Origin of the sequence: Methylomonas rosea, from assembly GCF_024505055.1 — a bacterium.
GTDB classification, from domain to species: Bacteria; Pseudomonadota; Gammaproteobacteria; order Methylococcales; family Methylomonadaceae; genus Methylomonas; species Methylomonas rosea.
The window spans coordinates 36,487-61,630 of record NZ_JANIBL010000014.1; the positions used below are offsets into that span (position 1 = coordinate 36,487).

At 48.8% G+C, this 25,144-nt stretch carries 21 protein-coding genes; 13 read left to right on the forward strand and 8 right to left on the reverse strand.

Annotation, left to right across the window (positions count from 1 at the left end):
• Window positions 1-5: 5 nt before the first annotated feature.
• A complete protein-coding gene (gene ppdK / locus NP589_RS06415; protein WP_256606233.1) occupies window positions 6-2,744 on the reverse strand; it encodes a pyruvate, phosphate dikinase in 2,739 nt (912 codons plus the stop codon).
• A gap of 143 nt (window positions 2,745-2,887) precedes the next feature.
• Here ppdK and NP589_RS06420 point away from each other — a divergent pair, with 143 nt between their 5' ends.
• On the forward strand, window positions 2,888-4,069 hold the full coding sequence (locus NP589_RS06420) for a BaiN/RdsA family NAD(P)/FAD-dependent oxidoreductase (protein ID WP_256606234.1): 1,182 nt from the start codon (window positions 2,888-2,890) through the stop codon (window positions 4,067-4,069).
• Window positions 4,070-4,205: 136 nt separating this feature from the next.
• On the opposite strand, the gene NP589_RS06425 is transcribed toward NP589_RS06420, so the two are convergent.
• Window positions 4,206-4,751, reverse strand: coding sequence for a flavodoxin (locus tag NP589_RS06425; protein ID WP_256606235.1), 546 nt, complete (start codon window positions 4,749-4,751; stop codon window positions 4,206-4,208).
• A 474-nt stretch (window positions 4,752-5,225) separates the two neighbouring features.
• Between NP589_RS06425 and NP589_RS06430 the strand changes: the two genes are divergently transcribed.
• The 8 genes from NP589_RS06430 to queA all read left to right on the forward strand — a co-directional run bounded on the left by NP589_RS06430 (window position 5,226) and on the right by queA (window position 11,504).
• Window positions 5,226-6,533: a citrate synthase gene (locus NP589_RS06430; RefSeq protein WP_064007851.1), complete on the forward strand. Its 1,308-nt coding sequence runs from the start codon at window positions 5,226-5,228 to the stop codon at window positions 6,531-6,533.
• A gap of 18 nt (window positions 6,534-6,551) precedes the next feature.
• Entirely contained in the window at window positions 6,552-6,728 is a 177-nt protein-coding gene (locus NP589_RS06435) for a DUF1674 domain-containing protein (RefSeq protein WP_157204870.1), read from the forward strand.
• A 36-nt stretch (window positions 6,729-6,764) separates the two neighbouring features.
• Complete coding sequence (gene sdhC / locus NP589_RS06440; RefSeq protein WP_256606236.1) at window positions 6,765-7,136, forward strand: succinate dehydrogenase, cytochrome b556 subunit; 372 nt, start codon at window positions 6,765-6,767, stop codon at window positions 7,134-7,136.
• A 13-nt stretch (window positions 7,137-7,149) separates the two neighbouring features.
• Entirely contained in the window at window positions 7,150-7,530 is a 381-nt protein-coding gene (gene sdhD, locus NP589_RS06445) for a succinate dehydrogenase, hydrophobic membrane anchor protein (RefSeq protein ID WP_256606237.1), read from the forward strand.
• 3 nt (window positions 7,531-7,533) lie between these two features.
• Window positions 7,534-9,318, forward strand: a complete 1,785-nt coding sequence (gene sdhA, locus NP589_RS06450; protein ID WP_256606238.1) for a succinate dehydrogenase flavoprotein subunit — start codon at window positions 7,534-7,536, stop codon at window positions 9,316-9,318.
• Window positions 9,318-10,100, forward strand: coding sequence for a succinate dehydrogenase iron-sulfur subunit (locus NP589_RS06455; protein WP_305890944.1), 783 nt, complete (start codon window positions 9,318-9,320; stop codon window positions 10,098-10,100). Before sdhA ends, NP589_RS06455 begins: the two co-directional genes overlap by 1 nt.
• Window positions 10,097-10,339 (forward strand): FAD assembly factor SdhE, encoded by a 243-nt coding sequence (locus tag NP589_RS06460; RefSeq protein WP_064007855.1) that lies wholly within the window; start codon window positions 10,097-10,099, stop codon window positions 10,337-10,339. The genes NP589_RS06455 and NP589_RS06460 overlap by 4 nt, the downstream gene beginning before the upstream one ends.
• A gap of 145 nt (window positions 10,340-10,484) precedes the next feature.
• Complete coding sequence (queA, locus tag NP589_RS06465; protein ID WP_256606239.1) at window positions 10,485-11,504, forward strand: tRNA preQ1(34) S-adenosylmethionine ribosyltransferase-isomerase QueA; 1,020 nt, start codon at window positions 10,485-10,487, stop codon at window positions 11,502-11,504.
• 23 nt (window positions 11,505-11,527) lie between these two features.
• On the opposite strand, the gene NP589_RS06470 is transcribed toward queA, so the two are convergent.
• The 6 genes from NP589_RS06470 to NP589_RS06495 form a co-directional block, all read right to left on the reverse strand.
• Complete coding sequence (locus tag NP589_RS06470; protein ID WP_256606240.1) at window positions 11,528-11,995, reverse strand: type IV pilin protein; 468 nt, start codon at window positions 11,993-11,995, stop codon at window positions 11,528-11,530.
• Window positions 11,996-12,075: 80 nt separating this feature from the next.
• Window positions 12,076-16,896: a pilus assembly protein gene (locus tag NP589_RS06475; protein WP_504137420.1), complete on the reverse strand. Its 4,821-nt coding sequence runs from the start codon at window positions 16,894-16,896 to the stop codon at window positions 12,076-12,078.
• Window positions 16,897-16,921: 25 nt separating this feature from the next.
• Window positions 16,922-17,500, reverse strand: coding sequence for a pilus assembly PilX family protein (locus tag NP589_RS06480; protein ID WP_256606242.1), 579 nt, complete (start codon window positions 17,498-17,500; stop codon window positions 16,922-16,924).
• Between the two features lie 11 nt (window positions 17,501-17,511).
• The gene (locus NP589_RS06485; protein ID WP_256606243.1) at window positions 17,512-18,243 is read right to left on the reverse strand and encodes a PilW family protein; all 732 of its coding nucleotides are present in this window, start codon (window positions 18,241-18,243) and stop codon (window positions 17,512-17,514) included.
• Window positions 18,240-18,692, reverse strand: coding sequence for a type IV pilus modification protein PilV (gene pilV, locus NP589_RS06490; protein ID WP_256606244.1), 453 nt, complete (start codon window positions 18,690-18,692; stop codon window positions 18,240-18,242). Before pilV ends, NP589_RS06485 begins: the two co-directional genes overlap by 4 nt.
• A 3-nt stretch (window positions 18,693-18,695) precedes the next feature.
• Entirely contained in the window at window positions 18,696-19,307 is a 612-nt protein-coding gene (locus tag NP589_RS06495; protein WP_256606245.1) for a GspH/FimT family pseudopilin, read from the reverse strand.
• Window positions 19,308-19,723: 416 nt separating this feature from the next.
• Here NP589_RS06495 and NP589_RS06500 point away from each other — a divergent pair, with 416 nt between their 5' ends.
• From NP589_RS06500 to NP589_RS06515, 4 genes are read left to right on the forward strand one after another with little or no spacing between them, the layout of a single operon-like run.
• On the forward strand, window positions 19,724-20,086 hold the full coding sequence (locus NP589_RS06500) for a response regulator (RefSeq protein WP_026146892.1): 363 nt from the start codon (window positions 19,724-19,726) through the stop codon (window positions 20,084-20,086).
• Between the two features lie 39 nt (window positions 20,087-20,125).
• Entirely contained in the window at window positions 20,126-22,216 is a 2,091-nt protein-coding gene (locus tag NP589_RS06505; RefSeq protein WP_256606246.1) for a chemotaxis protein CheA, read from the forward strand.
• Between the two features lie 19 nt (window positions 22,217-22,235).
• Window positions 22,236-22,751: a chemotaxis protein CheW gene (locus NP589_RS06510; RefSeq protein WP_036277601.1), complete on the forward strand. Its 516-nt coding sequence runs from the start codon at window positions 22,236-22,238 to the stop codon at window positions 22,749-22,751.
• Window positions 22,752-22,793: 42 nt separating this feature from the next.
• Window positions 22,794-25,139, forward strand: a complete 2,346-nt coding sequence (locus tag NP589_RS06515; RefSeq protein WP_256606247.1) for a methyl-accepting chemotaxis protein — start codon at window positions 22,794-22,796, stop codon at window positions 25,137-25,139.
• Window positions 25,140-25,144: the final 5 nt, after the last annotated feature.

Sequence of the window (25,144 nt, forward strand, 5' to 3'; positions counted from 1 at the left end):
TGTATTTACGAGTGCTTTTCCAAAAGTTTGGCATGAGCTGCCGCCAAGCGAGCGACCGGGATACGCGGCGCCGAGCACGATACATAGTTCAAGCCTAAGTCGTGAACGAATTTAATCGAACGCGGATGCCCGCCATGCTCGCCGCAAATGCCGATTTTCAAATCCGGCCGTTGCTGACGACCCAGTTCCACGGCCATTTTCATCAGTTTGCCCAAACCCTCAATGTCCAGTGTTTCGAACGGGTTGTCTTCCAGCAATCCGGATTCTTCATAAAGCGGCAGGAATTTGTTTTCGGCATCCTCGCGCGAGAACGAGAAAGTGGCTTGAGTTAAATCGTTGGTGCCGAAGGAGAAGAAGGCGGCGGTTGCGGCCAGGTGATCGGCACGGGTGCAAGCACGCACCGTTTCTATCATCGTGCCGAACTTGAAGTTAAGTTTGAGCTTGTATTGCGCTTCCACTTCGGCTTGAATTTCGTCGACATAGGTTTTCACGGTTTTTAACTCCTGCGCGGTGATCACTTGCGGCACCATGATTTCCGGCTCGACCGGAATCCGCTGTTTCACGCAAAGTGCCGCCGCTTCCAGAATCGAGCGGATCTGCATTTTGTAAATTTCCGGATAGCTCATTCCCAAGCGAACGCCGCGATGACCCAGCATCGGATTGACTTCGTACAGCTCCAGCACTTTGTCCAGCATCATTTGTTTTTTGCTGATTGCTTCCAAAATCACGTCTTCGTTCAGCATATTGAACGGCGCCGGCATTTCCGCCGGATGCGCCAGAGTATCCAGCGTGACGCGTTGGCCTTTAACGATGGTCAGATAATGTCTAAGAGCATCCAACTCATCGATCAACTGGTGCTCGTTGGGCAAAAATTCGTGCATAGGCGGATCGAGCAGGCGCACGGTAACCGGATGCGGCGACATGGCTTCGAATAGCTGTTGGAAGTCGTCGCGCTGAATCGGGAACAGCTTGGCCAATGCGGCTTCGCGTTCTTCGGTGTTGTGCGCCAGAATCATGTCCACCACCAACGGTAAACGGTCGGCAGCGTTGAACATGCGTTCGGTACGGCACAGGCCTACACCCTTGGCACCATAGCTGACCGCCAGTCTCGCGGTTTCCGGCGTATCGACATTGGCATGCACACGCAGGCGGGCAATGCTGTCGGCCCAGCCCAGCAGGGTTTTTAGTTCCTCGGAGAAGGATGGCGGAATGGTCGGAATGCGGCCCAAATAAATATTGCCGTTGCTGCCGTCTATTGTGATCAGGTCACCTTCCTTAATATGGATGTCACCGACGATGGCCAAACGAGCGCGTACATCCACTTTGATGTCTTCCGCGCCGGCCACACAGGCTTTGCCCATGCCGCGTGCTACCACGGCCGCGTGTGAGGTTTTGCCGCCGCGACTGGTCAAGATACCTTGCGCGGCGAAAAAGCCGTGGATGTCTTCCGGTTTGGTTTCCTCGCGCAGCAGAATTAAGTCTTGACCGGTTTTGCCCAAGCGGACGGCTGTATCGGCGTCGAATACGCAATGGCCACAAGCGGCGCCGGGAGAGGCGGGCAGCCCTTGGGCGATGGCTTTTACTTCGTGATTGGGGGCCAATTGCGGATGCAGCAATTGTTCCAGCATATCCGGATTAATCCGCAGCAGCGCTTGTTCCTTGGTGATTAGGCCTTCCGCCACCATGTCGATGGAGGTTTTGACCATCGCGGTCGCATTCATCTTACCGTTACGGGTTTGCAGACAATACAACACGCCGCGTTCTATGGTGTATTCGTAATCCTGCACCTCGTGATAATGGGCTTCCAGTTTGTTGCGCAGCTCTACCAGTTGCCGGTATTGCTCGGGCATTTCCTTGGCCATTTCCTGGACCGGCTTAGGCGTGCGGATGCCGGCTACCACGTCTTCACCTTGAGCGTTGACCAAGTATTCGCCATACATCTCGTTGATGCCGGTGCCGGGGTTACGGGTAAAGCCGACGCCGGTGGCGCAGTCGTCGCCCATATTGCCGAACACCATCGTGACGATATTGACGGCTGTACCGTTGGCGATGTCAGGCGTGATGTGAAACTCGCGGCGGTAATCTACTGCACGTCGGCCCAACCAGGAGTTGAATACCGCGCGAATGGCGATTTCTAGTTGCTGGTAAACGTCCTCTGGAAACGGCCGGCCGGTTTCTTCATGGACTACGGTCAGGAACAGTTCGCTAATTTCCTGAAGCTGGTCGGCGGTCAAGGCGACATCGGCCTTGATGCCGGCGGCGCGCTTAACGTTGTTGAAATGCACATCGAACTTTTCGTCTTCAATGCCCAACGCAACCTTGCCGAACAATTGGATGAAACGCCGATACGCATCGTAGGCAAAACGCGGGTCATCGGTCATTTCTATCAAACCGGCCAGGGTTTGTTTGTTCAAGCCCAAGTTCAGAATGGTGTCCATCATGCCAGGCATCGAAATGGCCGAGCCGGAGCGTACCGAAACCAGCAGCGGGTCGCTGGCGCCGCCAAACGACTTGCCGCTAAGTTGCTCGATTTCGGCGATTTGCTGGCGTACCTCGTCCATTAAATCGCCGGGTAATTGTTTGTTTTCCAGGTAGGTCACGCAGGTTTGCGTGGTGATGACAAATCCCGGCGGCACGTTGAAACCCATTTGCGTCATTTCGCAAAGGTTTGCGCCTTTGCCGCCCAGTAATGCCTTATTTTTGCCGTCGCCCGTATTGAATGAATAGCTGTATTTTGGAGTCATTATGGCCTTGTCGAAGTGTTGAAGTTGGATGATGGCTGCGGGAAACGCCTTGAGTACCTCGTTGGCGTCTCGGGATGCCGGGTATTGCGGTTAGAATACCCCACTTTTTACCTATTTTTCCGAGTCATTACAAGTTATGCGCCATGGATAAGTTTGATGTCATCATCGTCGGAGCCGGCGCGTCCGGTTTAATGTGCGCAATCGAAGCCGCCAAACGGGGCCGGCGGGTGAAAATAGTGGAACACGCCAACAAGCCGGGTAAGAAAATTCTGATGTCCGGTGGCGGCCGTTGTAATTTCACCAACTACAGCATAGCGCCGGAAAATTACATTTCCAATAACCCGCATTTTTGCAAGTCGGCCCTTAGCCGCTTCACGCAATGGGATTTTTTAAGCTTTGTGCAGCGCCACCAAATCCCGTTTCACGAACGCCTGCACGGGCAGTTATTTTGCGACAACAGCGCCAAGGACATTCTGGATGCACTATTGAAAGAATGCGCCCAAGCCGGCGTGAGCCTGGAGTTAAATTGCCGGGTGGACAGATTGGAGAAACATGGCGACGGCAATTTTTTATTACACACCAGCAGTGGCTTGGTCTCTGCGGCGGCCCTGGTCATTGCCAGTGGCGGTCTATCGATACCGAAGATGGGCGCCACGCCGTTTGGTTATAAAGTCGCTGAGCAGTTTGGCATCAAAGTCTGGCCGACTCGGGCCGGTTTGGTCCCGTTAACGCTGCAACCGGAGGACTCACAACGCTTCACCCCGCTGACCGGCATCGCTGTGCCGTGCCGAGTAGCCAATCAACAGCAGTCTTTCAAAGAAAATATTTTATTCACTCATCGCGGTTTAAGCGGGCCAGCCATTCTGCAAATTTCCTCATATTGGCATCCCGGCGAGGCACTGTATGTGGATTTATTGCCGGACATGGATTTGTCGGAAGCGTTGAAAGAAAAGCGGCGGCAGGGCAGCAAGTTAAAAATCCAAAATCTGTTGGCTGAATATCTACCGAAACGTTTGTTGCAATCGCTATTGGACGAGCGGCAGTTGGATATTACAGTCGCTAATTGCGCCGATAAAGATCTGAACGCCATTGTGGAAAGTCTGCACAATTGGACGATCAAGCCGAATGCCACAGAAGGCTATCGCACCGCAGAAGTGACCGTCGGCGGCATCGATTGCGATGCGATTTCTTCGAAAACCATGGGGAGTTTGCAAGTGCCGGGGCTGTATTTTATCGGGGAAGTGTTGGATGTCACCGGGTGGCTGGGGGGCTATAACTTTCAGTGGGCTTGGGCTTCGGGGTGGTGTGCGGGGCAGTATGTATGATGATTGGTTGAGATGTGTCGCTGGTGCCAAGGGTATCCTGATGACTGTCAAGATCCTGCCGCTAAGAAAGCTCTCCCAGTTTTTTTGCCCTTCGGCTGATCGAATTCGTTCCTAGTGCATTTCTGCTCCGCCAAATTCAATTCAACTTCTCCAACAACGCCGGTTTTATCTGCTCCAGCCAATCCAGAATTCGGGTTTTGGTCAATTCGGGCTGGTTGTGATGATCCAACACCAGGCCGACAAATTTGCCATCGACTACCGACCTGGAATGGGTAAAGTGATAGCCGTCGGTGCTCCAGGCTCCGACCACTTCGGCGCCGTAACCGGCAACATGGTGGTATAAATGAATCAAGGAACTAGCGAAGCGCGCATAATATTTTTGCTGATTGCCCAAACCAAATAGCGCGACGCGTTTTCCGGATAAATCGGCCTGGTCCAGGCGGAACAAAAACTCTTCCCAGTTGCCTTCTTCGCTGCCGGTGGTTCTGCCGGGTATTTCGCCGACGCCGTAACTGGGCATGCCCAAAATCAAGGCTTTGTAACCAAGCAATTGTGCTATTGAGGCTCGGTTGACATTCACCGGCTCGCTGGCAATTTCGTCCCCTAAAACCCGATACATGACCTGTGCCATCATCTCTGTCATACCTTTTTCGGTGCCGTAGAAAATTCCAATCTTATTCATCGTTTTAGCCTCATCGAATTGTCTACAATCAGCAAAGCAAAATTTAAACCATCAACAATCTTTGGTATGGGATGTCGTTTACTGGTGGTGATGTATCTTCAAATACCTCGCTAAGGCGGTAACTTCAAAGCTTTACGGTAAACTGCCTTGGGGAAAGGAAGTAAAAGGCGACCAGGGTGTTTGGTTGACTTCGTGACAATCAAACCGACACGCTGCTATTTGCTTACAAAAATCTGACAGAAATGTTGCGGCGCTTGGTTGATGCATTGCGCCTTTTCTGAACCAGATGGTATTTTTATCAAGTAGCCAAAGAATGGCTTGAGCCTTGCCGGGTAGTAGGTGGTAATTACTACCGGCTTAACCTTGAGACGCAACTGAGAGGGATCATGGCATAAGCGTTTGGCCTAATCACATTGGCTGTGTGATAATCAAATTCAACTGCTAAGCTTCTGCTAACAGAAAACTGAGGAAACCATGTCAAACGATACTTTACTGGTCAGGCACAATGCCACCGGAAAAGAAGTTGAATATCCGTTGTTGAAGGGGTCTTTGGGTGCAGATACTGTCGATATTCGCTCTTTAAACAAAGATCTTGGGTGTTTTACTTACGATCCGGGCTTTATTGCCACGGCTGCTTGCAAAAGCAAAATTACATACATCGACGGGGATAACGGTATTTTGTTGTATCGCGGCTATCCCATCGAGCAATTGGCGGAGAACTGCGAATTTACTGAGGTTGCCTATTTGCTGATGAACGGCGAACTCCCGGATGCGGTGCAGTTGCGCGACTTTAACGAGGAAATCAGCGATAGGGCCATCATTCATGAAGCCTTGCGTAAATTCTTCGATGGTTTCCATTACGATGCCCATCCGATGGCGATGCTGGTGGGGGTGGTGGGGTCCTTGTCGGCGTTTTATCACAGCGATCTGAACATTAAAGACCCCGCTAGCCGCATGATCTGTGCGACCCGGCTGATAGGCAAGATGCCGACTATCGCCGCAGCATCTTATCGGCATTCCATAGGTAGACCTTTTGTTTACCCCCGCATGGATCTGAGTTATTGCGAGAATTTCCTGAACATGATGTTCTCGCGTTCCTCCCAAAATTATATCGATCAGGAACATTACATCGATCCCAATCTGGTCCAAGCATTGAATCTGTTGTTTATTCTGCATGCCGACCACGAGCAAAACGCCAGTACCTCTACAGTACGCATGGCAGGTAGTACCGGTGCCAACCCTTATGCCTGCGTTGCAGCCGGCATAGCGGCCTTGTGGGGACCGGCGCACGGCGGTGCCAACGAAGCTGTTCTGAACATGCTGGCGCAAATCGGTAGCGTCGAAAACGTACCCAAGTATATTGCCAAAGCCAAGGACCATGATGACCCGTTCCGCTTAATGGGCTTTGGGCATCGGGTTTATAAAAATTTCGATCCGCGCGCTACCATCATACGCAAAACGTGCTACGAAGTGTTGAGTAGAACCAACACCAGCGATCCCTTGTTTGAACTGGCCTTGGCCTTGGAAGAATATGCGTTGAAAGACGAGTATTTCATCGAGAAAAAACTCTACCCCAATGTCGATTTCTATTCAGGCATTATCTATAAAGCCTTGCACATCCCCGTCGAAATGTTCACCGTGATGTTTGCGATAGCCCGAACTGCCGGCTGGATTTCACATTGGCTGGAGATGATGGAGGAGCCGGCGACGCCGATCAGCAGGCCGAGACAGCTCTATGTCGGGCCGCCGCGTCGTGATTATGTGGCTGTCAATAATCGCTAAATTATGCAGAAAACCGACATGAAGTCAGCTCAAACTACTAAGCAAGAACCGCCTGAAAGCGCTCAGACAGAATCCGAGAAGACGCCGTCCACGGAGCAAAATCCTGCCCTTCCGACAGAAATTAATGGCCCAAAAGGGCCTGAGCCCACTCGCTTTGGTGACTGGGAACGGAAAGGTCGTTGCGTCGATTTTTGATTACACATTATTTTTCAACTTAACCTAGGGTAAATCATGTCAGCAAACAGACCACTTTCGCCCCATCTCCAAGTCTATCGATTGCCCTTAACCGGCCTGGTTTCAATCACGCATCGGATGACCGGCGTATTTCTTTCCATGGGCTTGGTGCTATTTGTTTATGTGCTGTTCGCCATCGCCGTCGGCGAAGGTGCTTACGGTGCCATGCAGGCATTTATGTCGTACTGGTTGTTTAAGCTGGTGTATTGGGGCTTTATTTATGCGCTATTTTTCCATCTGGTGCACGGTATTCGGCATTTGATTTGGGATTTTTGCAAAACGTTCGAGCGCATGACTTTGGATAAATACGCAGTGTACGAACTGATTGCTTCCGCATCGTTGACACTGATTACCTTTATGGTTTCTTAAAGGAGGGTTGGTTATGGATTACAAAGCAACATTGGAAAAAGCCGCCGATTTTTTCTCGGTACATAGCGGCTCAGGTCATTTTTGGTACCAACGCGTCACCGCAGTGGCCTTGGTGCCGTTGTCGATTTGGTTGATTGTTCTTCTAAACAAGGCCTTAAACGCACCCTATGCGGATACTGTCGATTGGTTATCTTCCCCGCTAAACACCTTGGCGATTATCACCTGGACTGTGGCGGTTGTTTACCACGCCGCTTTGGGGGTGCAGGTGGTGATCGAAGATTATGTCTCGACTATTCCGGTAAGGAACTTGGCGATACGCGCCACTAACCTGATTTTTTTAGTTTTGGGTGTTGCGGCATTGCTCGCGATTATCATCATTCTTTTGGCAAGGTAACTCATGGCCTCAGCATATAACATCATCGAACACCAACATGACGTCGTGGTGGTTGGCGCCGGCGGGGCCGGCTTGCGGGCCACTTTCGGCATGGTGGAAAAAGGTCTAAAAACCGCTTGTATCAGTAAAGTGTTTCCTACCCGCAGTCATACTGTGGCGGCGCAAGGTGGCATCAGCGCCGCACTGGGCAATATGGGCGAAGACGATTGGCGTTTTCACATGTACGACACTGTGAAAGGTTCCGACTGGCTGGGCGATCAGGATGCCATCGAATATATGTGTCGGGAGGCGATCCCGGCCATCATCGAACTGGAACACTACGGTGTGCCTTTCTCACGGACTGCAGAAGGTAAGATTTACCAGCGGGCTTTTGGCGGTATGTCCACCCATTACGGCAAAGGCCAGGCGCAAAGAACCTGCGCGGCGGCCGACGTGACCGGGCACGCGATTCTGCACACCTTGTATCAACAGGCCTTGAAGCACAACGCAGAGTTTTTCGTCGAGTACATCGCGCTGGATTTGATCATGGAAGAGGGCGAGTGTCGCGGCGTCTTGGCCTGGTGCCTGGATGACGGTTCCATTCATCTGTTTCGCGGACATCAAACGGTAATGGCAACGGGCGGTTACGGTCGTACCTTTTTATCCTGCACCTCGGCGCACACTGTTACCGGCGACGGCAACGGTATGATCTTGAGAGCCGGTTTGCCGTTGCAAGATATGGAGTTCGTGCAATTCCATCCAACCGGTATCTATGGTTCCGGTTGCTTGATGACTGAAGGTGCGCGCGGGGAAGGCGGTTATTTGACCAACTCCGAAGGCGAGCACTTCATGGCGCGTTACGCGCCGCATGCCAAAGACTTGGCCTCACGCGACGTGGTCAGTCGGGCGATTACGGTCGAGATTAACGAAGGACGCGGCATCGGTCCCAAGAAAGATCATGTGCATTTGCATTTGGAGCATCTCGATCCGGCCATTATCCACGAGCGTTTGCCCGGCATCACCGAAACAGCCAGGATTTTCGCCGGTGTGGATGCGACCAAACAACCGATTCCGGTTTTGCCGACCGTGCATTACAACATGGGAGGCATCCCAACCAATTACAAAGCCGAAGTCGTTACCTTGAAAGACGGTAATCCCGATTATGTGGTACCGGGCTTGATGGCAATTGGCGAAACCGCCTGCGTTTCAGTGCATGGCGCCAATCGTTTGGGTTCTAACTCTTTACTGGATTTGGTGGTATTCGGCCGGGCGGCGGCGATTCGCTGTACCGAGTTAATCAAGTCGGGCATGCCGCATAAGCAGTTGGCAAAAGATGCCACGGACCAGGCGCTTTCTCGCTTCGATAAAATCCGCAATGCCAACGGTAGCCGTAAAACAGCAGAAATTCGCATGGATATGCAAACCACAATGCAGTCCAAAGCGGCGGTATTCAGAACCGAAGCCACTCTGAACGAAGGTATCAAGGCCATAGGCGAAATCGCTGCATCGTTTGATGATGTCAAAGTAGGTGATAAATCGCTGATTTGGAATACCGATCTGGTGGAAACGCTGGAACTGGATAACCTGCTCGGCCAAGCGCAAGTCACTATTACTGCCGCCGGTAATCGCCAGGAAAGTCGCGGCGGTCATGCGCGCGAGGACTTCCCAAAACGCGACGACAAAAACTGGATGAAGCACACTCTGACCTGGCGGGAAGACAACAAAGTCAAAATCGACTACCGCCCCGTCCACCTGTATACGCTCACCGACGAAGTCGAAGTCGTTGCGCCTAAAGAGAGGGTTTACTAATGGTTGAATTTACACTGCCCAAAAACTCGGTCATAAAAAAGGGTAAAACCTATAAAGCCGAAGGCGCCACCAACATCCGTCATTTCGAAGTTTATCGCTGGGACCCTGATTCCGGTGAGAATCCGCGCATCGATACTTATGAAATCGATATGGATCAATGCGGGCCCATGGTGCTGGATGCAATTCTCAAAATAAAAAATGAAATTGACAGCAGCCTGACCTTTCGTCGTTCCTGTCGCGAAGGGGTCTGCGGATCATGTGCGATGAACATCAACGGCAAAAACACCTTGGCGTGCACTAAAGCAATTAGCGACTACAAAGGCACCGTGAAAATATTCCCGCTGCCGCATATGTCGGTGGTCAAAGATTTGGTTGCGGATATGACACATTTCTTTGAGCAATATACGTCGATAAAGCCCTGGTTAACCACCGAATCGGAAGCCCCCGCCGAAACCGAACGTCTGCAAACCAGAGATGAGCGCGCCAAACTCGACGGTCTTTATGAATGCGTGCTCTGCGCATGTTGTTCAACCAGTTGTCCCAGCTATTGGTGGAACAGTGACAAATATCTCGGGCCGGCGATTCTATTGCAAGCTTATCGCTGGCTGGCCGACAGCCGAGATGAAAACGATAAAGAACGCCTGGACGAACTTGACGAATCGTTTAAATTGTATCGTTGCCATACCATCATGAACTGCACGGATACTTGTCCCAAGGGGCTTAATCCGGCCAAGGCGATTGCCGAAATCAAGAAACTATTGGTAGAACGCGACCATCTGTGAACGAAAACATCAATAAACTGCGCTGGCGTTGCCGGCGCGGTACCCTTGAGCTTGATTTGATGCTGCTGAGGTATTTGGAAAATCGTTATCTGGCAGCAGAACTTTCGGAACAGCAGACGTTTTTGCGAATGCTGGAACTTGAAGACACTGAATTGATGCGATACTTGATGGGCGAACAATTGCCGAACGACGAGAGTTTGAAAAATCTGGTCTTGGCAATAAGAGCTTTGCCGGTTTAAATCTTGATTAACGCCTATTCCCGTAGCGAATATTGCGTTCAATACCAATATCTTAAGTATTTAAAAACCGTAAAAAATCTCCTTTATCTATCTTGCGGATTATAGAGTCCCAAGACTGTTTAAAAGTCATTTAATAATATCTGTAATGAAAAAGAGCGACTTCAATTACCAGTTGCCTGAGCAACTTATTGCTCAATATCCGCTACCGGAACGGAGCGCCAGTCGGTTGCTGCGTTTGGATAGACAAAGTGCGGCAATCGCAGACTGCCAGTTTGCTGATTTCGTAGACATGATAAGCAGCAACGATTTATTGGTTTTTAACAATACCAAAGTGATGCCTGCTCGCTTGTTCGCGCATAAGTCTAGCGGCGGTAAGGTCGAAATGCTGATAGAGCGTATCGAGGATACTCATACCGCACTTGCTCATGTTAAAGCAAGTAAGTCGCCAAAGACCGATGCCATGTTGACCTTGGAGAATGGTGCGATTTGCAGAGTAATTGGCAGATATAACGATTTGTTTCGACTGCGGTTTGAAACAGAAGCTGGCTTGTTGAAGCTATTGGACGAAGTAGGGCATATTCCGCTGCCGCCCTATATTAGCCGGACTGACGAAGCGAGCGATTTGGATCGTTATCAAACCGTGTTTGCCGAACAAATCGGGGCGGTCGCGGCACCCACGGCGGGGTTACATTTCGATCAAGCAATCTTGGATCGCTTAGATCAAAAAGGTGTGGCGCGCAGCTTCGTGACTTTGCATGTCGGCAGCGGCACCTTTCGTCCGGTACGCGTCGAAGACTTATCCGAGCATGTGATGCATAAAGAATCTTATAGCGTCTCTCAAGTGTGTGTGGACGCGGTAAGCCAGGCAAAGGCGAGAGGTGGCCGGGTCGTGGCTATAGGCACCACCGCGGTAAGAGCGTTGGAGTCAGCATCGCGCAGCGGCGTGTTGCAAGCTGGATTCGGTGATACCGATTTATTTATTACGCCGGGCTACTCTTTCAAATCGGTCGATGCCATGCTGACCAACTTCCATCTGCCTGAGTCGACGTTGTTGATGTTGGTTGCCGCATTTGCCGGCTATGATGGGGTTATGAATGCTTATCGGCATGCTATTGAGCAAAAGTATCGCTTTTTTAGTTATGGCGATGCGATGTTAATGATCTAGTTATCGAAACGCGGTATTGACAATTAGTCCCAAGTGGTTTCATTCGTATCCAAAAAATCTCCATCATTATTTCTATCCCAGCGCCTTACTCCAGTATTCGTCAATTCGAGTATGCCGTTTCCAGTTTGAGCTCCGGTCGGTGTGGCACTTAGGGTGTAGGTACTGGAGCTGGCCGCACTGATTGTTACAGTGTAAAGGCCAGCAGTTCCCGTTGGAACTGTGTAGATTGACGGTGTGCCGGTATCGCCGGTAGCTGTTCCACAGCCAGTTACCGCAGTACCAGTGCTTGATGCGTCACAATAGCTGTTTGTCTCAGTAAAGCGGCGTTCCATAGCATTTGATAAGCCAAGCAACACTGCTTTTACATCGGCTCTGCGCGATTTCCGCATGCTGTCTTGATAGCTTGGTAAAGCTACTGCGGCCAGAATACCCACGATCGCTACCGCGATCATTAGCTCAACAAGTGTAACTCCAGTTTGTCTTTGTTTCATAGTTGGTATCCTGCAAAGCCTTAATTACATTATTTGGGTATTTTTATATACGCGATAGATATTTAATTGGTAATGCTTATTCATCGAAAAAGCTCGCGCCAACTTGAGCGATTCAAAGTACTGCTTGCGCCGGAGCCGCTAGTACCAAAGTTAATGAGTGTGCTGGCTAAAGTTCCTGATGTTTTGGCTGACACGCCCACACCGATATTGCTGGTGGATAATTGATTTTGAATCAAGGTTGTACCACCTACAACAGCGCCAACTTGAAAACCACCTACTTCGATATCGCTGCTATCGATTGTGCCGCTAGCGTTAGTGTCGAATATTCTGTGTGTAGTTACTTTTCCTCCGGTTAAATAATCCAATGACATTAGCCATCCTGTTCCACCAGAGTCGCAGACCGCTGTCGAAGGTATTAAGGTGTTGAAAAAAATAACGTTATTAATTAATTTTGGGATTCCGGTCCCCCTCTCTCCAGTACTTGGTAAGTCTATGTACCAGCCCATGTGCGTTGGAGTACAGGCCCCTGAACAATTTGCCGCGCTGCCACCGGTGCTGGGGCGCCAGTTGATTGAGTTAGTGCTTGGAACCCGAAAGGTTCCCGCCGTAGTTGTCGAATTGCTGGTTATTGTTTGCTGTAATAAATCGGCTGCCCTGGTACCTATCGTTGTCGTGCCGTTACTTCTATCCCATATGCCATAGAAGGTCTGTGTCGAGTTGCTAGTGTTATCAGATGTTTCCAAATACTTGCCGGTGCCAAACATGACAAGTTGTCCGCCACGATGTGCGGTTACCTCAGGAGGCCAAAAGATCGGTTGAGATTGGCTGCTGCTGTCCATGGCCCTGAATAGTGGGGTACAGGTGCTTGGCGTTGTGGTGGCGCAGGATGCACTGGAAAAAGCTATTTTCCAAGTCGAAGAGTTGCTCGTAACCGTGTTGTCACTGCTGTTGGGGCCTATAAGGAATTTCCACATGTTGCCTTTTATATCACCAGCGTACACCGTATCGGCGTAACCATCGAAGTCTGTATCGACTGGCACCGGTGTTGAAAGCCCATTATCTGCGGCGGTGGGGCTATCGACGATGATTTTGACGAAATCAGTTGCGCCCCAACTACCGTCAATGCCGTCTGTTATAAACAACACGTATAAAACGGCCTTGCCTGCGCTACTGTTATAACCATTTCCTAAAATAGCCGCCCATTTACCGTTTGCCAGTTTAACGATTTGCTTTGCTTGGTTAGTGCTCAGGCTGGTCGGTGGAGTATTAAAAGTGTAACCCATGTCGCTATCATCGAATTCCCAAAGCAACGTGTTTGCCGGTGCGGTTCCGGTTTCGCTGAAACTGCTTGGATCGGATATATCGAGCGCGTAATAACCCTTGCCCCCAGCACCCAAACCACCGATTAAAACTGTCCGCCAATCGGGCGTAGAAGTTGTGCCAACGTCCGCATCTGCGGTCATTGGTGATCCATCGACGAAATATCGGTGATCTGATCGGTAATTCCTTGTGGTCAGTCTACTCAAATTAGGATATACAGCTGACGGAATGTAAGCCAGTAACTCTTTGCCCGATGTGGCGGTTGGAACACCTACCGTCACAGTACTAAAATCTAAGGATGCGTCAAACGCATGTAACATGCCGTCATTGGCACCTACATAAACCATGGGTTTACGGTTTAACTTGTTAGTTCTAAACGTACTATAACCGGGGTGGAGGATATCAGAATAGCCTGCAGCCGGCGACCCAACGTACCAGGGGTTAGAGTTAATAAAGTCTCCCAATTTACTGGTTTGGCGCGGGCGAAATTTGCTGATTGAAGAGGTAGATGCGCAGGTCAAAGTACCAGATTCTCCCTCGTTGCTGGCATCGCCACGCAAATAATCCACCCGCTCAAGGCCGCAATTGTCAACGGTAATGCCAGTGTAGTTTGTGTCGAGGTAGTTTTGTTCTGTTCCTACAGTTGTCGAGGGTCCGGTAAGATTGGCATAAGCAAACGCAACACCATCACTTGCGCCTTTGGTGATAATAGTTCTTCCAGTAAAAGGGTCCTGAGAGTTGATAATTGTTCCTGCATCCCACTCAGCCGTAGTACTAAGTACGCCACTAGTATTGATTCGGTAAGACAATAATTGCCCGCTCCAATCTGCACTGGAGAACTTGGCTTGGAATACTCTACTTTCGATCTGTAGGCTGGTGGAGTTGGTAGCAACAGATGCTGCTGATGCGTCCGGTTGAGAGGCTCTGTCAAAAACAGCTGCCAAAGAGTTATAAAGCGTAGCCGGATTACGCACATCGAAGAAATTATCTGGTTCACCATCTGGAGTTAACGCCTGAGTGACATTATTCTGCAAGTCCCAAGAGCTTAAAGGTGCGCCATATTTTGCCGAATACCAGAGAGGGTTTTTTAGCAAACCTGCTGCTGGCGTAGTTGTATGAGTATAAATTGTAGCTTTTGGGCAACCACAATTGCTACCGCTAGGACAGCCAGTGGCATTAACAATTCCCGCGGGAAGTGTCGTTGTGTTAAACGGTGCTGGGCAAGCCGGCCAGGTTAAATATGCACTAGCAGGGCGAGAAGAGAAAGGTGTAGTAAGTAGGCTAAAAAAATTGGCGTTTGCACCAGTTCCTGTAGAGGGATCGCAGGTTGCGGTTCCTGGTATTTTAATGGGGAAAGTAGTTCCATCTGTACTTGACCCTGAAATGGTATAACCCAGTTCCATGCCGGAACCAGTCGCAGACTGAGCCAAGGATACAGTGACTTTAATTTGGTTAGATGGGACTGTTGGTGAGCAAGCGCTACCGACACAGTATTGAATGCGTCCGATAGTATCCATGTCATAGTCGCTACCAGCAGAACCATCCTCCCAGGATACAAGGAAACTGGCAGCGGTAGGGGAATAATTCTCTACCCGTAAATCAGTCATACTGCAGGTAGTCGAACCGTTGGATCGGCAAGCAGGGACTAAGTTGATTTTGCCAGAATCAACGGTAATTTCGAAGCTTGGCAAGTTTTCGGCTAAACCGACTGTATAGGTGCCTATTGGTTGCCGAGCTACCCAGTCAGAATTAATTCCCGTCCATCGGTCAGCTCGATTGGTGGCATATCCCGGACGGAGATCAAGGGAACGGTTGGATCTGGCAAGGCCGGTTATTAGGTATCCGCCCCTCATATGTGGCAATTCTGGACAAATCCCACTGGCTGAAGACAAGTTAGGTAGAGTTTTAGCTGTACATAAGTAGTCTAGGGATGTTGGCGATGAAGCGCTTCCTTTGTAACCTATGAGAAATTGCGCTGTGCCATTGACCCCTTCGTCTGTGCCGACTGCATCGGTCAGGTTAGAGGGATCCAGTCCTGAAATGTCCGTGGTAATAGTGGCGTTATCCAGAGAGGTCAATCCGGTGGAGAGTACAATAACATTAGATAATGCACACCATTCCGCTGAAGGTAATGGGTCAGAACTCGCATCCCATGTGGCTTGACCAAGCCCCGCAATCACTGCGGTAGACGAACTGTCATCGGTAGCATACGCTGTTGAGGCTGATGTTTTACCAGCAAAATATCGTAGAGCTTCGTGATACATCTCAGACAAAGGGTTGCCCCAGTCAACGCAAGTACCGTTAGTGCCTGAGAGTAAGTTACTCGCGTTGCAGGCAAACGGTGCGCTGTTGTTGTATCCACTCGAGCATACCTGTGTAGTTGTTATTGAGCCTGCAGCAGGCGTTTTGTAGCCCGCAATATGGATCCGGTTGAGCGTATCGATAATTCCGCTATCTGCAGCATCTTGATTTATGAATTGACCCGTGCAAACGTCAATCTCATCATCAGAATTGTTATCGCCGCATACCGTGCTGCTAGTCAAGGAAGTATTGGCGTTATTAGTCAATACCCTAATATTTTTCCTCAATACCCCGCCCGAAGTATTTTTTTTGTAACTCCCGGTTATTAGGCCGAAACGGGTTCTGCGTTCCACATCGACATCTCCATATTTTTGCAGTAGACCGGTGGGTTTAACCGTCTCTACCGGTGTGCTGGCCCTTGTAAAATATGATTTACATTGGTCTTCCAACATACCGGGTACGCAAACCGCAACACGAGCAGTTAGGTCGCTGGAGCCGGTTAATCTATGTGTTGCAGTGCTGGGGCGAGGCGAAGGTTCGACTGTTTGCTCTTTCCATTGACACTGCAAAATCTCTGTCATTGCCCACTGCGTCCATGCGCCAGCGGTAACCTTGATCAAAGGTGCAGGAGAGGTACCTACACCGTTTATGGTATTTATGGAACCAGTTTGAACACCAGCCGCCATGTCAGTTACATTACATAGCGTGATCCCTGAGTCCGAAGAATATGGGGTGTATAGATTTACTGCGGATCCATTGCCGGTTGTGCCATTTGGGGCGTAGATCTTAGCAAATGCGTGTACATCTGGTGGCAGGAATGCTCTTTCAAGTACTGTGCTACCTAATGATGTTCCAGTATTATCGGTCGATCGAAAACCGCCGTATAATACTTTACGGACCACGTCTAATCGTGTCATGGTTGCCCAGTTTAGAAAATTGCCACTCCAGGTACTTCCGTTGCACCGATGGGTGCCAGTACTTACGCTTGCTGTAGGTTCAAACCGGCTATTTCCGGTCACATATGTGTAACATTTATTGGCATCGAAATAGCCGTAGTATGAGACTGAGTCGTTATAACTAGTGTCGAGCGATCCATCGTTATTTAGATCTGTATAGTCGGTATATGCCTTTTTGGATAATTCGTGGTCTCTGGATAGCAGCAGCATAACCCTAGGCTCTGTGGACGCAATGAACAGAGGACTTTGGGCGAGCGTCAATGCCCTGCCTGCTGTAGGTAAATTGCTTAATAACAGAATAAGCAGAATGCGTATTACGTTCATGGTTGCCTCTCGGGATTAAACGTGTTCATGATTGCCTATATATTGCCTGTAACCATACGACCGTTGTTGCGAGTACTCCTTGAGCCCGAACGGTGATACGGTAGTAAGCATCCGTGCCACTAGGTAAACCCTCGATAATATAGCGAGGTTGAGCTGAAAGATTTGATATGGCTGTGGCATGGGTAACTTGACCGTACGCTACACTGGGCGCTGCTGTCATACTAACGGTTGTCCAGATGTCGGTAGAGTAAGCAGTGCCACCGTTATAACAAAGCCCATCGTCTCCAGTGCTTGGAGTAGATCCGCCACAGCCAACTGAAAATCCGGTATATCCAATCAAGTTACGAGAATGTGTTATATCCCTTTCAGCATCGCGAAGGGCCGACTCAGCTGCCTGAAAAGCAATGCTCCGATCTCGAGTATTACCGGCCATTTTTTCTTCCATGGAAGTGGTTTGCATGCCTGTAACTCCAATTAGGGTTAACAGAAGTAGCATGATTAAACTGACTACCAATACGGCACCGTATTGACGCGACATTTTTTTTTGCTTTCCAGACAGCTTGCTATATGTGTTTTTTGCCAATGAGGTTGATAGTGTCTTCATCGCATGCGCCATTAGGGTAATCTATTTCGTACGGCAATCGTTGAACTGAAAACTCGCCTGATTTTGAGATCAGAAGGGGTTGTAGTGGTGCCATTGTAAGTGTAGGGTATTGATTGCGAGGTTAGGTTGTCTTCAATTGTTGCAGCCAATAAACTTATCCGTATGCTCACGACTTGAGCCATGTTAAGGCCTGTAGTTCCCGCTGCGACGTAGTAGTCTGGGGAGTTGTCGCTGTTGGTATCAGCGCCATATAAGATTTGCATATTCTCAATCCCTTCAACCAAAAGATTGTTTAAGCCGTTTGTGTCCTGCTGTAGAACACTATTATTGATTTTGTAGGTAATGGTAGATGTGGCGTGGGTGTAAAAGCCGTCAGTGCTCAAGACTGCATCCCCGCAGGTGCCAGTTGGTGTTTGCACGAATGCGCCTTTCAGCGTTAAGGTGTCAGTGCCATTGTCAATGTTGTCGCCATTTGTCGCGTTATTATTGGTTCCAGCAATATCTGTATCAGGACTGGTTGGATTGCGGCAGCCCCAAAAACCGGCCATACGGATATCATGAGCAAGAAACTCCAGGGCAAATCGACCGTTTTCTTGGAGCCTGGACATGCTTTCTTGCATTCGATAGCTTTGCCTACTGCCTATAAAGATTTGTATGATGCCCGTAAGTAAAAATGCGCCAATTAGCAAAGCGATCATGATCTCTATTAAGGTCACACCTCGCTGAGGTTTGATGGTTTTCATAAGCGGAAAGTCGTCTGAAAGTTTGGGTCGCTGCTGTTTACGCTACCGTCGCGGTTATCGTCCCAGTTAATAGTAATTGTGTAGACGCCGCTGCTGACGCTGATGGTACCCGTTCCCCCTGGAAGGGTTGTGGTCAGGTTACTATTCCATTCATACAAATCGTTTTGAGCCATGTCGGCAGCAGTACAGGTAGTGCTAACAGTTAAGCAATCTGACTGGGCAGTCGCGCTTGTTGGCAGTACGGTAGTGTAAGTGTTTAAGCCCGCTATATTGGCACGCACTCTGTCAGCTAAGTCATAGGCTAGTTCCGTAGCCTGACTGCGATTGTAGGCGCTGACATTGTTTCTCAACGCAGTGGCTTGTAAGCCAGCCATGCCAAGTAAGCCAAGTGCTAATACCAATATTGCTATCAATACTTCGATAAGCGTGAATCCGTGGCTTTTGATCATAAGTTAAAACCCCGATGTGCAAGAACTAATTTCAGTACCATCTTCTTTTTCTGGAATGCCGTCGTGGTCTTGATCTGGAGCGATTCTTGCCCTACCTGTACCCTTGACTATAATCAGTTTAGCTTTGGAAATATTGTTGCTTTCACATATTGCAAAGCTACCGCCTCCTGAGTTGCTGATAAAGCCGTTGGGTGTAAATCGAATGAAATTGGCAAAATTATTATTACCCCTTAGAGACAAATTAGTATGTAATCCGGGAAAAGATCTAATCAATAGATCGCCAGTCTCGTAATTGCCATCGTTGTCGGCATCTGTAAACACATCCCAACCATTTTCCCAGTTAGCTCCCCCCCAATTGGCTGTGTCGCCCAAGTGAGTAAAAGAATTATCATCAACTTTGCGCACAGTCACAGATTGGCTACGCTTTACAGATTCACTACGCGCCAAGTTAAGAGCCGTTACGAGCTCATTTGTCGATGTGCTGAGTCGATTGCTGCTGATAATCGAAGTGAAGCTTGGAATTGCGACGCCCACTAAAACTCCCGCAACTGTGATGGTAACCATCAATTCTATTAAGGTAAAACCATTTAGATAATCGGAAGGTACAGTCTTCATAAGCTCATATCGAATTGGGTTGCTGGTTTGAATTTACATCCAAACCAGATAACAGACGCTGGCTGCATCTACCTCAAAATAATGCAAATATGAAATCATGGGTTTTGGGGAGGAGCCATTGAAGCATCGGAATCGGACTTGAAGATAGCACAGGATTTAACAAAGTTATGCGAGTTAAACCACAATCATCGTGCGAGTATTTACGGATTTTCGCCAAGTTGGTGATGTCGGCAATGAAACGTCAGAGATTTTTAAAATGAGTGTTTTTCGGCAAGATCAACTTTCTCTAACTACAATCTTAGTAGAGCTTAGCTACAATCACAGCAATGTAAATCTGATCAAGGTGAACTGACAACGGCAGTCTGAAAGGATTTAACAGTTTTAAATTATGTTCGATAAATTTGGAGGAGAAAATTGTGGCAACAATTCTTGCTGTAGACGATTCCGCATCAATGAGGCAGATGGTGGCGTTTACCTTAAAAGGCGCGGGTTATAACGTGGTAGAAGCTGTTGATGGAGCGGATGCCTTGAATAAAGCTAAAGCGCAAGCCTTCGATTGCGTTGTTACCGATGTAAATATGCCGAATAAGGACGGAATTGAGTTGATTAGAGACTTACGTGCTTTGCCCAACTATAAGTTTACGCCGATGTTGATGCTGACTACCGAGGCCGGAACCGACAAAAAGCAGCAGGGCAAAGATGCTGGTGCGACCGGCTGGATAGTAAAGCCATTCAACCCCGACCAGCTCTTGAAAACGATCAAAAAAGTGATGGGTTAAATATTCGCCTATTCAGAGATCTCAGCACTGGGTAATTCTATGTCAATCGATATGGCGCAATTTCATCAGGTTTTTTTCGAAGAAAGTTTCGAAGGGCTTGATGCAATGGAATCGGGCTTACTCAATCTTGATTTGGGGGATGTTAACGTCGAAGACATCAACACCATTTTCCGCGCCGCGCATTCGATAAAAGGCGGTAGCGGAACGTTCGGTTTTACCGCTGTTTCCGACTTTACGCACGTCATGGAGACCTTGCTCGATGAAATGCGCGACGGCCGCAGAAAAATCACGCAACCGGCGGTGGATGTGTTGTTGGGGTCAGTCGATTGTCTGAGAGATATGCTGCAATCGATACAAAACGGCAGCGAAGTTGACCAGTCCGATGTCGCTGAGCATAAACTAGCCCTGGATAACGAGCTGAATAATGCCGTGTCAAGTTCCTCGGCTGGAAAACCCTCTCCAGAAGCCTTAGCGTCAAACAGCGCTACGGCTTTACCTGCTGATGAAGCAAAGCAAATAGCGGGCTGGGTTATCGCATTCAGTCCGCATTTACATTTGCTGAAGACCGGTAACGAACCGGTACGGATGTTTAGGGAGTTGGCATCCTTGGGGCATTTGACGACAACTGTCGATTTACAAGGGGTACCCGATCTTTACGATTTGGATCCTGAAGAGTGTCATCTATCCTGGAAATTGAGTGTTTTGGGCGATATTCCGGAGACAGAAGTTGACGAGATTTTCGATTGGGTCGAAGACGATTGCGATTTGGCCAAGCAACCCATTTATCAAACTCCAACAGAAGCGCCGCCATTACACAGCGCTCCAGACGTAGCGATAAACCCCGTAGCAAATCGCGTTACCGAGGACGTAAGCCCAGAGCTGACGCGTGCTGAAGAATCCGAGTCGAATTCGCTAGAGCGTAAAAGCGGCAAGAAAGAAGACGCAAAAGCCGCACCGAAAGGTTCAAGTTCCATTCGTGTGGATACCAGTAAAATCGATACCCTGATCAATATGGTGGGGGAGTTGGTCATTACGCAATCCATGCTCAGCTTATTAGGCGAGCATTTCGAACTGAATAAACTTGATCAATTGAAAAACGGTCTTTCTCAGCTAGAACGGCACACCCGCGAGTTGCAGGAAAGCGTGATGAATATACGCATGCTGCCTATCAGTTTCGTGTTTAGCCGTTTTCCGCGATTGGCGCATGATATCAGCAGCAAACTCGGCAAAAAAATCGAACTCAAATTGGTGGGTGAAAATACCGAAGTGGATAAGACAGTCGTCGAACTGCTCAGTGATCCCTTGGTTCATTTAGTGAGAAACAGTCTGGATCACGGCATTGAAATGCCCGATGTCAGGCTGGCGGCAGGAAAACCCGAAACCGGCACGGTTACACTCGAAGCCTATCATCGTGGCGGCAATATCGTTATTGAAGTGGCTGACGATGGCAAAGGCCTCGACAAGGATAAATTGCGGGCCAAAGCAATTGAAAAGGGTCTGATCGATGCCGATGCAATCTTGAGCGATAAGCAAACATATGAGCTTATTTTTATGCCCGGGTTTTCTACTGCCGAAAAGCTCACCGATATTTCCGGTCGCGGGGTGGGGATGGATGTGGTTCGGCGCAATATCCAGGCCTTGGGCGGCAATATAGAAATCCTTTCCGAGTTGGGCAAAGGCTCGACTATTTCCATTCATTTGCCGCTTACGTTGGCTATCCTGGATGGGCAATCGATCGCGGTTGGTGATGAAACCTACATTTTACCCTTGGGTTCTATTATCGAGTCGCTCCACGTTAAGGAAGACAGGCTCAATCGGGTGGCTGGCAAGGGGGAAACCTTCCTGTTACGCGGTCAATATCTGCCGATTATCAGAATGCATCAAATTTTTAACGTACTTACCGCGAAAACCACCAAGCTTACCGAAGGTTTAATAGTTGTCGTGGAAGGACAAGGTTTGCGTTGCGGATTGTTCGTGGATGATCTACTTGGGCAGCAGCAAGTGGTTATCAAATCACTGGAAGCGAATTATCGACGTATCGAAGGCGTATCCGGAGCAACTATTCTGGGCGATGGTTCGGTGGCTCTGATTCTTGATATCCCCGGTCTGGTGCGTTTAGCCAATCAATAAACCTAATCTTAAGCGTGTCATGTCCGAAATAATCGAACTTAGCAGTACAGACCAGCAAGATGCAAAAAGGTTGGACACTAGTTTGCAGTTTTTAAGCTTTACCTTGGGCCAGGAAGAATATGGTGTGGATATTCTGCGAGTTCAGGAAATTCGCAGTTGGGAACCGGTGTCGCGAATTCCTAATGTGCCAAGCTACGAAAAAGGCGTGGTCAATCTACGCGGTGCGATTGTGCCTATCATCGATTTACGCGAGCGCTTTCAACTGGGACACAGCGATTATTCGCCTTTGACGGTAGTTGTGGTCTTGCAAGCGCGAATGGCCGATAAAACCAGAATCATCGGGGTTGTGGTGGATTCTGTTTCCGATGTTGTCGATGTCAATAAAAAAAGTATCCAGAGCGCACCGAATTTTGGCGCAAAAGTCAGCACTGAATTTATTAATGGCTTGGTTTCGGTAAGCGGCCGAATGGTGATGCTGTTGGATGTAGATAAATTATTAAAACTTGATGGCCTGGATGGTGAAGATGAAAGTTGAAAAAAGAGCTGTTTATGGCTGGGTTGTAACGGAGGATATGCAATGAAACTCAATCACCCTGTGACCGATCGCGAAGTCTTAATGAAGCCAGGCACCATTTTGGTCACGCGCACCAATTTGAAAGGCATTATTACCTATGCAAACGACGCTTTTATCGAAATCAGCGGCTTTAGCAAAGATGAGCTGGTCGGTGCCAATCACAATATGGTTCGGCATCCTGACATGCCGCCGGCGGCATTCCAAGATTTATGGGATTGTTTGAAGACTGGGCGCCCATGGACCGCACCTGTCAAAAATAGGACCAAATCCGGAGATTACTATTGGGTAGAAGCCAACGTTACGCCGGTTTTTAAGAATGGCAAAGTACAGGAATATCTGTCGGTTCGTTATGCGCCATCCCGAGAACAAATTCAACAAGCCGAGTCCTTATACGAAAAACTGAATGCCAACAAAGCCACAATACGGCCGACCGGGATTAGTGCGGTAATCAAAAAATTGCTGGAATTGGGCTTGTGGAAAAAAGTCGGGATTATCTACCTGATTTTCTTGTTGCCGACGATCAATTCAATCTACGATCATTATCTTGAACAAAAATACCCGGAGATGTTCTTGTTTTTGGGCTTGGCCGGATTTGCCTCAATATTGGGATATTCGGTGATTCGTAGTGTTGTAAAGGCTTTGGAGAATTCGATACGTATTTGTTACCGAATGGCGGATGAACAATTCAGGAATACGATAGATCTGGATCGTGGCGATGAAATCGGCGACTTCTATCGGGCCTTATATGGCATGCAGGTTAAATTGAATTCTGATTTGGCTTATTCCAAACAGGTAGCGTCAGAAGCGATGCGGATTAAACAAGCGCTCGACAATGTGCAGTCCTGCGTCATGGTGGCTAACAACGATTTAGACATCATTTATATGAATAAGACCGTGGCGGAAATGTTTCAAAATGCCGAAGCGGACATTCGCAAGCAACTGCCTGAATTCGATGCCAGCAAGCTGATGGGCGCTAATATCGATCAATTCCATAAAAAACCGGCACATCAACGCGGTTTGTTGGCAAACCTATCCAGCACGTTTAGTTCGGCGTTGGTGGTCGGCGGCCGACATATGAATATCGTTGCCAATCCGGTTAAGAGCGACGAAAACGAACGCATTGGTATCGTGGTTGAGTGGCTGGATAGAACGCATGAAGTCAAGATTGAGCAAGAAATCGCCAGCATAGTCGAAGCAGTCAAGGCTGGTGAATTGTCCAGCCGGATTGAGTTGGCGGATAAACAAGGCTTTTTCGAGACGCTTAGCGAAGGTATCAACGAGCTGACCGATGTGATCGAAAACGTCTTCAGAGACGTTGGCAGTACCATGCAAAGTATGGCGTCCGGGGATTTAACCAATCGAATTACCAGTGATTACCAAGGCGTTTATTTAAACTGCAAAAACGATATCAATACCACCATCGATAAGCTGAACGAGATTTTCGGTCAGGTTAGCGAGTCTGCTCATTTTATTAACAACTCATCCCAAGAAATTGCCAGCGGAAATAACAACTTATCGCAACGCGCCGAACAACAAGCTGCGAATTTGCAGCAAACTGCCGCGAGCATGGAAGAGCTGACCAGTACTGTAAAAAATAATGCCGATAACGCTCAGCAAGCCAACACAGTGGCCAATAACGCCAGAGAGTTGGCTGAAAAAGGTGGGAATGTCGTCAAGGCGGCGGTTTCTGCTATGCAGGAGATCAATGAGAGCAGCAATAAAATTGCCGACATTATCAGTGTGATTGACGAAATTGCCTTTCAAACCAATTTGTTGGCCTTGAATGCCTCAGTCGAAGCTGCCAGAGCAGGTGAGCAAGGTCGAGGCTTTTCAGTGGTTGCCACAGAGGTCAGAAATCTGGCGCAACGCAGTGCCACTGCGGCCAGAGAGAGTAAAGAGCTTATTCAAACTAGTGTGCAAAAAGTTAGAGCAGGCACCGAATTTGTGAATGAAACCGGTAAAGCATTAAACGAAATCGTCGCAGGCGTACAGAAGGTGGGGGATATCGTTGCACAGATTGCCGACGCAAGTATCGAGCAGTCTGCGGGAATAGGACAGGTGAATCAGGCAGTTGCGCAAATGGACGAGATCACCCAACAAAACGCGGCGTTAGCCGAAGAAGCATCTGCTGCCAGCGTTTCAATGAGTGACTTGTCGACCAATATGGTCGAGATGTTGGCATTTTTCAAAACAGAAAAGAAAGCTGCTGAGCATCAAGTTTCCCATCATGCAGATCGTTCTAGTGTCGTGCGGGCGGAAGCCAATAGAGCGACATCGTCGCAGCCGGTTCGTCAGCCGAGTAGTTTTAAGCAGACCTCCAATGCCGACGACGAATGGCAGGATTTTTAGCGGAG